The 10,958-nt window shown below is 72.5% G+C and carries 6 protein-coding genes; 5 read left to right on the top strand and 1 reads right to left on the bottom strand.

Translation table 11 applies throughout. From position 1 onward, the window contains the following. The first annotated feature begins 88 nt into the window (after positions 1–88). The 5 genes from ACIG5F_RS19310 (at position 89) to ACIG5F_RS19290 (ending at position 4,692) form a co-directional block, all read left to right on the top strand. On the top strand, positions 89–1,003 hold the full coding sequence (locus tag ACIG5F_RS19310) for an NADP-dependent oxidoreductase (protein ID WP_396519146.1): 915 nt from the start codon (positions 89–91) through the stop codon (positions 1,001–1,003). An 84-nt stretch (positions 1,004–1,087) separates the two neighbouring features. After that, on the top strand, positions 1,088–1,999 hold the full coding sequence (locus ACIG5F_RS19305) for a LysR family transcriptional regulator (RefSeq protein WP_396519144.1): 912 nt from the start codon (positions 1,088–1,090) through the stop codon (positions 1,997–1,999). Positions 2,000–2,037: 38 nt separating this feature from the next. Then, positions 2,038–2,931: an alpha/beta fold hydrolase gene (locus tag ACIG5F_RS19300; protein WP_396519142.1), complete on the top strand. Its 894-nt coding sequence runs from the start codon at positions 2,038–2,040 to the stop codon at positions 2,929–2,931. Then, complete coding sequence (locus ACIG5F_RS19295; protein ID WP_396519140.1) at positions 2,928–3,911, top strand: NADPH:quinone reductase; 984 nt, start codon at positions 2,928–2,930, stop codon at positions 3,909–3,911. Before ACIG5F_RS19300 ends, ACIG5F_RS19295 begins: the two co-directional genes overlap by 4 nt. A 43-nt stretch (positions 3,912–3,954) precedes the next feature. After that, positions 3,955–4,692 (top strand): dienelactone hydrolase family protein, encoded by a 738-nt coding sequence (locus tag ACIG5F_RS19290; RefSeq protein WP_396519138.1) that lies wholly within the window; start codon positions 3,955–3,957, stop codon positions 4,690–4,692. 6 nt (positions 4,693–4,698) lie between these two features. On the opposite strand, the gene ACIG5F_RS19285 is transcribed toward ACIG5F_RS19290, so the two are convergent. Continuing rightward, complete coding sequence (locus ACIG5F_RS19285; RefSeq protein ID WP_396519136.1) at positions 4,699–10,842, bottom strand: SDR family NAD(P)-dependent oxidoreductase; 6,144 nt, start codon at positions 10,840–10,842, stop codon at positions 4,699–4,701. Positions 10,843–10,958 lie beyond the last annotated feature (116 nt).

The raw sequence follows: 10,958 nt of genomic DNA, 5'->3' as shown, positions 1-10,958 counted from the left end.
CGAACGACAACCCGCGAACAGTCGCGGAACAACGCCGGGCAGGGCAGGGTTGGTCCGGACAGGTGACAGCCGGAAGGGGCGAACCTCGATGTCGAACACGTATCAGGCCGTGGAGTACTCGGAGCACGGCGACTCCTCGGTGCTGACCCTGGCCGAGCGGACGGCCCCGGAGCCGGGGCCCGGGCAGGTGCGGCTGGCCGTGCGGGCCGCCGGCGTCAACCCGTTCGACTGGAAAGTGCGCAAGGGGTTGTTCGGGCCGTCGATGCCCGGCTCGTTCCCGGCCGTGCCCGGCGTGGACGTGGCCGGCGTGGTCGAGGCCGTCGGGCCGGACGTCACCGCCTTCGCCGTCGGCGACGAGGTCCTCGGCGCCGCCTCGGGGTCGTACGCGGAGAAGGCCCTGGCCTCGGTCGGCGGCCTGGTGGCGAAGCCCGCCGAGCTGTCCTGGGCCGACGCCGCCGCCCTCAACACCGGCGTGACCACGGCGTATCGGGCGCTGGCGCTGCTCAACCTGGCCGCCGGCGAGACGCTGCTGATCGACGGCGCCGCCGGCACCGTCGGCTCCATCGCTGCCCAGGTGGCGATCGCCCGGGGCCTGCGGGTCATCGGCACCGCCAGCGCCCGCAACCACAAGTACCTGCGGTCGCTCGGCGTCCTTCCCGTGCTCTACGGGGACGGCCTGATCGACGCCGTCGACGCCCTCGGCCAGATCGACGCCGCCCTCGACGCCTCCGGGCGGGGCGGGCTGCCGGCGCTGATCGAGCTCACCGGCGGCACCGAGCGCGTGATCACCATCGCCGACGGCGACGCGGCCTCGCTGGGCGTGCGGTTCACCGCCGGCAGCCCCGACGAGCAGGTGCCCGGCGCCCTGGCCGAAGGCGTGGCCCTGGCCGCCGCCGGCAAGCTGAAGCTGCCCGTCGCCACGTATCCGCTGGACGAGGCGGCCGAGGCCATGGACGAGAGCGAGGAGGGCCACGTCCGCGGCAAGCTGGTGCTACTCGTCTAGGCCAACAGCCCCCCACCGCCCTGACAGCCCGCCCGCCCAACGCCAGGAGTGTCTCACCGGGGGGTGTGGTGAGACACTCCGCTTATGATCAGTTCGCGTCAGCTGGAGTACTTCCAGGCAGTGGCCCGGGAGCTGCACTTCACCCGGGCCGCCGAGGCGCTGCGGATCGCCCAGCCGGCGCTGTCCCAGCAGATCCGCAAGCTGGAGCGGCAGCTGGGGCTGGACCTGTTCGAGCGCAACAACCACAAGGTCGCCCTGACCCCGGCCGGCGCGGCGCTGCTGCGGCACACCGAGCGGATCCTGTCCGACCTGGTCGCGGTGGAGCAGGAGATGCTGGGCTGGGCCGGCGGGGTGCGGGGCCGGATCCGGCTGGGCCTGGCCCGAGGGCTGACCGCCCGGCTGGCCCGGGTGTTCGCGGCGTTCTCCGGCACGTACCCGGCGGTCGAGGTGGAGCTCCAGGAGCAGAACACCACCGAGATGCTGGCCGGCCTGCAGGCGGGCCGGCTGGACGTGGTGACCCTGGCGGCCCCGCCGCCGCCCGGCGACCGCAGCCTGCTCTCGCATCCGCTCGGCGCGGAGCCGTTGGTGCTGGTCACGGGGGTGAACACGGCGCTGGCCGGGCAGAGCCGGCTGACGGTGGCCGAGCTGGACGGGGTGGACCTGATCAAGTACCCGCCGGGCTCGGCGGTGGGGGAGATCATCGCCGGGGCGCTGGCCGCGGCCGGCGCGCAGCCGCGGGTGCGGTTCGAGACCCGCGACTACAGCACGGCGCGGACGCTGGTGAACGTCGGCCTGGCGGCGGCGATCATGCCTCGGTCGGTGGCCCGCGCCGCCGGCCCGGCCGTGCACGTGGTGGAGCTGTCCCCGGAGCCGGTGTGGACGCCGGCCCTGGCCTGGTCGGCGCATCGCCGTCCGACGCCGGCGCTGGCCACGCTGATCGACTTCATGGTCGGCCATCCCGACCTCGCCGTCGACGGTGATATCTCAGAGGTCTGACCATCAGCGTCATCAGGTCTTGGACGTATGGCCGAACGGTGGACGACAGTGACGGCATGACCTCGTTGGCCGAAGCACGCGTCCGTGGCCTGGCCCAGCGGCTCGCCCTGGACACCGGCTGGCCCCGGCGGCTCGCCGCGGACGCAGAACCGCCGGCCCACACCCACCGGATCCGGCTGACTGACCACGACACGATCGTGGCCCAGCGCGGCGACACCGGGCCGGCGGTGCTGCTGGTGCACGCCCTCGGCCTGGACTGGCGGATGTGGGCGCCGGTGATGGACGTGCTGGCCGACGGCCGCCGCGTCTACGCCTACGACGTGCGGGGTCACGGGGTGGCGGCCGGGTCGCCGAGCCCGTACACGATGGCCGACACGGCCCGCGACCTCATCGGTGTGCTGGACGCGATCGGCGTGCAGCGAGCCCACGTCGTCGGGCTGTCGTTCGGCGGCGGCATCGCGCAGACCGCCGCCGTGGCCGCGCCGGAGCGGTTCGCGTCGCTGTCGCTGCTGGCCACCACGGACTTCCCGTTCGACGCCTTCGAGGGGCGGGCGTCGTCCGGGGAGACCGAGGGCATGGCGGCACAGGTGGCCCCGTCGCTGACGCGGTGGTTCACCGCCGACGCGCTGGCCGTGAACGGGGACAGCGTCCGGTACGCCCGGGAACGCGTGCTGGGCGGCGACTCCAGGGACTGGGCCGCCGCCTGGCGCGCGTTCAAGGGCCTTGACGTGCAAGGGAAACTGGCCGGCCTGGGCCTGCCGACGCTGGTGCTGGCCGGCGCGGCCGACGTCTCCACCACGCCGGAGATCATGCGCGGCATCGCGTCGAGGATCCCCGACGCCCGCTACCGGGAACTGCCCGGCACGCCGCACATGCAGACGCTGGAGCGGCCCGAGCTCGTCGCCGAGGCGCTGGCGGAGTTCCTGGCGTGAGGGCCGCCTGGTACGGCCGCCCCGGGGCCGCCGACGACGTCCTGGTGGTGGGGGAGTTCCCCGAACCGGAGCCGGGCATCGGGGAGGTGCGGGTCCGGCTGCGGGCCACCGGCGTCAATCCGGCCGACGTGAAGCGGCGGGCCGGCGCCGGCGAGCGGGCCATGCTCGGGCCGCGGGTGGTGCCCGGCGACGACGGGGCCGGCGTGATCGACCGGGTCGGGCCGAGGGTGCCGGCGGAGCGGCTGGGCAGCCGGGTCTGGGTGCATTCCGCCAACCACGGCCGGGCGCTGGGCACCTCCGCCGAGTACGTGGTGGTGCCGGCCGACCGGGCGCTGCCGCTGCCGGACAACGTCTCCTTCGAGGTGGGCGCGTGCCTGGGCGTGCCGGCGCTGACGGCACATCGGGCAGTTTTCGCCGACGGTCCGGTCGCCGGCAAGACCGTGCTGGTGACCGGCGGGGCGGGCGCGGTCGGCCACTACGCCATCGAGTTGGCCAAGCATGGCGGGGCCACGGTGCTGGCCACCGCCAGCTCCCCGGACAAGCAGAAGTCCGCGCTGGCGGCCGGGGCCGACCACGTTGTCGACTACCGCTCGGACGACGCCGTCGCCGAGATCCTCGAGCTGGCCGGCGGCGGCGTGCAGCGGATCGTGGATGTCGCGTTCGGGGCGAATCTTCCGTTGACAGCGGCCGTGATCTCGGCGAACGGGACGATCGCCGCCTACGGCTCGGACGCCGTCGCCGAGCCGGCGCTGCCGTTCTACCCGCTGATGCGCAAGGGGGTGACGATCCGGACCGTGCAGGTGTTCACGATGCCGCCGCCGGCCGTGCGGGCGGCCACCGAGCACGTCAACCGGCTGCTGGCCGACAACGTGCTCACGCATCCGGTCGCCGCCCGGTTTCCGCTGGCCGAGATCGCCGCCGCGCACCGGCTGGTGGAAAGTGGGGACGCGGTCGGCAAGGTGCTGCTCGCCGAGCGGTAAGTTAGGCGGAAGCATGGTTCCGATTCGCGACTGGAGTGACCTCATGCGCAAGGAAACGGTGAACGTGCCGACCGAGGACGGCGTCGCCGAGGCCTACCTGGTGGTGCCGGACGGCGGCGGTCCCGGGGTGATCCTGTTCATGGACGCCTTCGGCCTGCGGCCGCGGCTGCGGGAGATGGCCGACATCATCGCCGCCCGCGGCTACGCCGTGCTGGCGCCCAACCTGCTCTACCGCGGCGGCAAGCTGGAGATCGACACGGCCGACCTGGCCGACGCCGGCAAGCGGGAGGCCCTGTTCGGCCGGATCATGCCGCTGGTCGGCGCGCTCGACGCCGCGGCCATCACCCGCGACGCCACCAAGTACATCGACTTCCTGCACGCGCAGGACGGCGTCGAGGCCGGCCCGGTCGTGATCACCGGCTACTGCATGGGCGGCACCAGGGCCCTGGAGGTGATCGAGGCCCTGCCGGACCGGGTGAAGGCCATCGCCTCGTTCCACGGCGGCCGGCTGGCCACCGACGAGCCCACCAGCCCGCACCTGCGTGTCGGCAGCATCACCGGCGAGGTCTACTTCGGCCACGCCGACCACGACCACTCGATGACCGCCGACCAGATCAAGACGCTGGAGGCCGCGCTGGACGAGGCCGGCGTCACCTACCGCTCCGAGCTGTACGAGGGCGCGGAGCACGGCTTCACCATGTCCGACACCGCCGCCTACAACGCGGCCGGCGAGCAGCGCCACTGGGAGAACCTGTTCGCCCTGCTGGAGCGCACCCGCTGACCGGGGCTAGTGGTGGATCTCGCCGTGCAGGTGCGCGGCGAGATCCACCACGGTCGGCCGGTCGAACAGCAGGGTGGCCGGCAGGTCGAGGCCGGTGCGGGCGGCTAGGCGGGTGCGGGTCTCCACCACGGTCAGCGAGTCGAAACCCAGGTCGGAGAACGGTGTGTCGGCCGGCAGGCGCGTCGGGTCCTCATGCCCGAGCACCTCGGCCAGCTCGGTTCGGAGCAGGGCGGTCAGCTCGTCCAGCGAGGGCCTTCGCGGCCACCGGCGTGTCGAGGTCGCCCGCACGCCGGCGACGGCCGGGATTTCCGGTGCGCCGCCGTCGAAACGGACCGGGATGAGCACCGGCTCGGCCGAGCCGATGGCGGCGTCGAACAGGGCCAGGCCCTGCTCGGGGGTGAGGCCGGTGATGCCGGCGGCGGTGATGCGGCGGCGGGCCTGGGCGGAGAGCTGGCCGCCGAGGCCGACATCCCAGAGGCCCCAGGCCATCGAGACCGCCGGCCGGCCACGGGCCCGCCGGTGCGCGGCGAGGGCGTCGAGGTAGCGGTTGGCCGCCGCGTAGTTGGCCTGCCCGGCCTTGCCGAAGACGCCGGCGACGGAGGAGAACAGCACGAACGCCGTCAGCGGCAGGTGTTCGGTCGCCTCGTGCAGGTTCCAGGCCCCGTCGGCCTTCGGCCGCAACACAGTGTCCATTGTGGACGCAGTTTGGGCCGCGAGCACGGTGTCATCGAGCACCGCCGCCGCGTGGATGACCGCTGTGACCGGCGGATCGCATTCCCGCACCAGTCTCGCCACGAACTCCCGGTCCGCCACATCACCGGCCACCACCCGGGCCGGCACGTCGACCTCGCCCGGACTTCGGCTCACCAGCACCAGATTCCGGACGCCGTGCTCGTTCACCAGGTGCCGGGCGATCAGCAGCCCGATCCCGCCGGCGCCCCCGGTGATCAACACCGTGCCCGCCGGGTCGATCGGCTTTGTGGTCGACGGCACCGCCCGGGTCACCCGCATCGCGTGCGGCACTCCGGCCCGAATGGCCAGCTGCGGTTCTCGGCTGCCGCCGACCACTGGCAACACCCGATCCAGTGGGAACTCGGAGTCCAGGTCGACCATCGTGACCCGTCCCGGGTATTCTGCCGCCGCCGACAATCCCAGCCCCCACACCGCCGCCGCAGCGAGGTTCGGATCCGCCGCCGTGGCGTTCCTCGTCACGAGCACCAGCCGACTGTCGGTCTGCTGCCACCGATGCAGTTCGTCCAGCGCCTTGCTGGTCAGCGTCCGGACGTCCCCGCCGGTGATCTCGACGAGCATGGTGTCCTCGACGGCCGGAGTGCGAGGAACTTCGGTCCAGTGTGGACGGTAGAGCATGGTCTGCTGGGCCGGCAGCGGCCGGGTGAGCATCGAGGCCACCACGGCGATCGGCTCCCCGGCATCGTCGAAGAGCTCGACCCGAACAGCGTCAGAACCCGTTGGCGTGCAGCGCACCCGGGCCCGGCGAACCGTCGCGTAGCGGTCCACACCGGCCCAGAGGAACGGCATCCGGGCGGCGCCCGGTCCCTCGGCCAGCGCGGCCGAGTGCATAGCGGCGTCGAGCAGGACGGGGAAGGCGTCGGCCTCGACCTCGGCGAAGATCTCGTCGCCGCGCCGCCACAACGCCGTCACGGCGCGGAAAGCCGGGCCGTAGCCGAGAAGGTCGTAGGCGATATCGACCGCGGCGGCGCCGGCTGGCGGCCATTCTCCTTGGTGTGAAACAGGTTTCGGGGTTAGGGAGCCGACGCGGCCGGTGGCGTGGCGGACCCACTCGTCGCCGGCGAGGGCGTAGATGTCGATCCGTCGGTCGTCGAGCACAACCTGGAGCTGGATCTCGTCCCGCACGCGCAGCGGCCGCTCGATGGTCAGCTCCTCGACGGCCGAGCCGGCCTGGAGGGCGACCTCGATGAACATTGTGCCCGGCACCAGGGATTCGCCGCCGATGAGGTGATCGTCGAGCCAGGGCTGGGCGCGCCGGCCGATCGACCCGCCGTGCGTGATCCGTGGCGAGTCCGGGGCCCGCAGCGCCGGCCCGAGCAGGGCGGCGGCCGGTCGATGGGGTTGCGGGTCAAGCCAGTAGCGCGTGCGCTGGAACGGATAGGTTGGCACGTCGGCCAATCGGGCGCCGCTGCCGCGGAAGACCGCCCGCCAGTCCACGGCGATGCCGGCGGTGTGCAGCGCGCCGACGGCGTTGAGCAGCCCCTCGCCCGACTGTGTCGTCGAGACCGCCGGCGCGGCTAGTCGGCTCAGCACGGCATCGGGCCCGATTTCCAGGTAGATCGAAGCGTCCACGGTGGACAGTGCGTCGGCGAACCGGACCGTGTCACGGGCGTGCCGCACCCAGTAGTCGGCGTCGATCTCCGACGCGCCCAGCGGAATCTCCGGCCGGTGATAGGTCAGTTTCTCGGCGACGGCCCGGAATTCGTCCAGCATCGGCTCGATCAGCGGCGAGTGGAAGGCGTGGCTGACGGTGAGCCGGGTGCTGCGGCGGAACCGGCCGGCGAGCGCCGTCACCGCGGCCTCCTCGCCGGACAGCACCAGCGAGCGCGGGCCGTTGATCGCCGCGATGGACACCGGCCCGGCCAGCAGCGGCGTCACCTCGGCCTCGGTCGCGTCCACGGCGATCATGGCTCCACCGGACGGCAACGCGGCCATCAGCCGTCCCCGCACCGCCACCAGGGTTCCCGCGTCGGCCAACGACATCACACCGGCGACGTGGGCGGCGGCGATCTCGCCGATCGAGTGCCCCACCAGGAAATCCGGCCGCACGCCCCACGATGCCAACAGTCGGCACAACGCCACCTCGAACGCGAACAGGGCGCCCTGGGCATGGTCGGTCCGGTCGAGTTGTCCGCCGGTGAACGCCGCCTCCCGCACGGTGTCGCCGACCGCCGCGCATGCCTCGTCGAAGGCCTCGGCGAACACCGGGAACAGCCGGGAGAGCTCCTGGCCCATGCCCGCTCGTTGGGCGCCCTGGCCGCTGAACAGGAATGCGACCTTGGCCCCGGCACTCACGGTCCGGCCGACAGTCGCGCCGTCGGCGATGGCCCGCAGCGCGGCGCGATCTCCGGCCATCGCGCGGTGATCCAACGCCGTGCGGGTCGCGAGGGTGAAGGAGACGTGTGTTGTGTCCTCAATGGACAGCAGGTCGGCGGCGATGGCCCGCAGCGCGGCCGGATCAGCGGCGCTGAGCAGCCACGGCACCGGCGGGAATTCCTTGCCCGGAGCCGGTTCCACAGCCGGCGGTTCCTCGATGATCACGTGCGCGTTGGTGCCGCCGATACCGAAGGACGACACGCCGGCCCGGCGGATCCGGCCCCCGGCCGGCCACGGCTGGGCCTCGGCCAGCAACGACACCGAGCCGGCCGTCCAATCGACGCGAGGCGTTGGATCATCGGCGTACAGCGAGGGCGGCAACTGTCCGTGCTGCAGGGCCTCGACCATCTTGATCACACCGGCGACCCCGGCGGCCGCCTGGGTGTGCCCGAAGTTCGACTTCACGGAACCGAGCCACAGTGGACGATCGCGTCGTTGGCCGTAGGTGGCGATCAGTGCCTCGGCCTCGATCGGATCGCCCAGCGGGGTGGCGGTGCCGTGCCCGTCGACGGCATCGACGTCCGAAGTGGACAGACCGGCGTCGGCCAGGGCCGTGCGGATCACCGCCCGTTGGGCCCGGCCGCTCGGCGCGGTCAGCCCGTTCGACGCCCCGTCCGAGTTCACGGCCGAGCCGCGCAGCAGCGCCAGCACCGGATGGCCGTTCCGCTCGGCGTCGGACAGCCGCTCCAGCAACAGGATTCCGACGCCCTCGGACCACGCGGTGCCGTCGGCGCCGGCCGCATAGGACCGACAGCGGCCGTCCGGCGACAGGCCGCGTTGCCGGCCGAAGGCCAGAAACGCGCGGGGAGTGGACATCACCGTCGCCCCGCCGGCCACCGCCAGCGAGCATTCGCCGGAACGCAGCGCCCGGGCCGCCCAGTGCAGGGCCACCAGCGACGACGAGCACGCGGTGTCGACGGTGACCGCTGGCCCGTTCAGGCCGTAGGTGTAGGAGATCCGCCCCGAGGCGACCGCGTGCGAAGAGCCGATGCCCAGCCGTGCCTCCAACTCGTGTGAATCGAACCGGCTGGCGTAGTCCTCGTTCATCACGCCGACGAACACGCCCGTGTCGCTGCCGCGCAGCGAGGCGGTGTCGATGCCGGCCCGCTCGAACAGCTCCCATGACGTCTCCAACAGCAGCCTCTGTTGCGGATCGGTGGCCAGCGCCTCGCGTGGCGAGATCCGGAACAGGCCCGCGTCGAATTCGGCGGCGTCGTACAGGAATCCGCCACGACGCGTGACGGAACCGCCGATGTGGTCGGGATCCGGGTCGTAGAGGTCAGGATCCCAGCCGCGGTCGGTGGGGAAGTCCCCGGTCGCGTCGACGCCGTCAGCCACCAGCCGCCAGAGGCCTTCGGGCGAACGGACCCCGCCCGGATAGCGGCAGGCCATGGCCACGATGGCGATCGGCTCATCGGCGACCGGCCGGCGACCCGCCGGCTCCGAATCCTGTTGCCCGGCACGGATGCGGTCGACCTCGGCGATCACCTCGCCCGGCGTCGGAAAGTCGTAGACCAGGGCATGCGGCAGCTCGACACCGGTCAGGTCGGCGATCCGGTGTCGCAATTGGACACTCGCCATCGACGTCAGCCCGAGCTCGACGAACGGGCGGTCGCGCCACCAGTCGCCGCCGTCGTGACCGCACAGCGCGACGATCTCGGCCCGCACCACGGCCGCGACATCGGACGCCGGCGTGAACAGCCGGCGCAGCGGTTTCCCCGATGCCGTACGGGGAATCGCCTCCGCCGACTCGAACGCCACCGGCACCTTGTGCGGGGACAGCCGCCGCAGGCAGAGTTGGCGCAGCTGCTCGGGATCGAAGCCGCCTTCGGCCGGCACGATGTGCGCCACCGGCACCTGGCCCAGCAGATCGTCCGGCCGCCCGACCACCAGCGCGTCCCGCACCGAGGGCGATTCCAGCAGCACGGCCTCGATCTCCAGCGGGTGCACGTTCTGCCCGCCGCAGATGATCATGTCGTCGATCCGGCCGCGCACGGTGAGCTTGCCGTCGGCCAACTCGCCGGCGTCGCCGGTGTGGTACCAACCGTCCACAACGGACGTTGTCGGCTGGTTGTGGTAGCAGAGCATCAAACCCGGGCTGCGGACCTGGATCTCGCCGTCCACGATCCGGACGTCCACGCCCGGCAGGGGAGTCAGGGCCTCCTCGCCCGGCCGCTGCACGGCGATCTTGCCGCCGGTCTCGGTGCTGCCGTAGCCGTCGAGCAACGGCACGTCGCCGAACAGCTTCCGCGCCGCGGCCCGCATCGCCGGGGTGGTCGCCGCCCCGGTGGACAGACACAGCCTCGGCGACCCGCCGTGGCGCAACTGGAGATACGTCGTCGGCACCCCGGCCAGCACCGAACCGGGATGCTCGGCCAGCAGCCGCCCCAGATCGCCGTCGGCGATGCGGATGTGCGCACCGAGCGTGATCGAACCGACGAACGCCAGTGACAGCGCGTAGGCGTGGTGCAGCGGCAGCGGCCACAGGATGGTGTCCTGTTCGGACAGTCCGAACGTGGTGGCGTAACAGGCCGCCGTTGACCACAACATCGCCCGCTGCGTGGTCAGCACACCCTTGGGCCGACCGGTCGTGCCGGATGTGTAGAGCAGCCAGGCCGGTTCGTCCACCCCGAGGTCGTCCCGCGGCGGCCCGAACGCCGGCCCCTCCTCCACGATCACCGTGCGCAAGTTCATGTGCCGGGCCAACTCGGCGTTGCGGGCCTCGGTCACGATGAGTGTCGCGCCCGAATCCCGGGCGATGTACGCCAGTTCCGCTTCCGTTGCCCGCACGCTCACCGGCACGGCGATCGCCGCGGACCGCAGCGTCGCCAGCAGGTACTCTGCGAACTCCACGCGGTTTCCGATGTGGAGCAGGACCCGTTCGCCTCGTTCGACGTCGAGGCGGCCGGTGTTGTGCGACAAATCCCCGTAGGTCACCGTGCGCCGGCCGTCGCTGAACGCCGGCCGGTCCGGATCGTGGCCACGCAACGAGGTCAACAGCGGTCTGAGCAGGTCCGCACGCATGCTCCCCATCGTCCAGGTGTACCCGATCGCGGTGGGACAGGTGCGGCGTTTCAAGGGATTTCCCTCGTGGCGCCGTGATCGCCGCCGGCCGGGCCGGCCGTCCTGCCTACCGTCAC

The sequence above is a fragment of the Kutzneria sp. NPDC052558 genome (assembly GCF_044547355.1).
Taxonomy (GTDB): Bacteria; Actinomycetota; Actinomycetes; order Mycobacteriales; family Pseudonocardiaceae; genus Kutzneria.
Note: the sequence above shows the minus strand (reverse complement) of the source record. Positions and strands in the feature narration are given on the sequence as shown.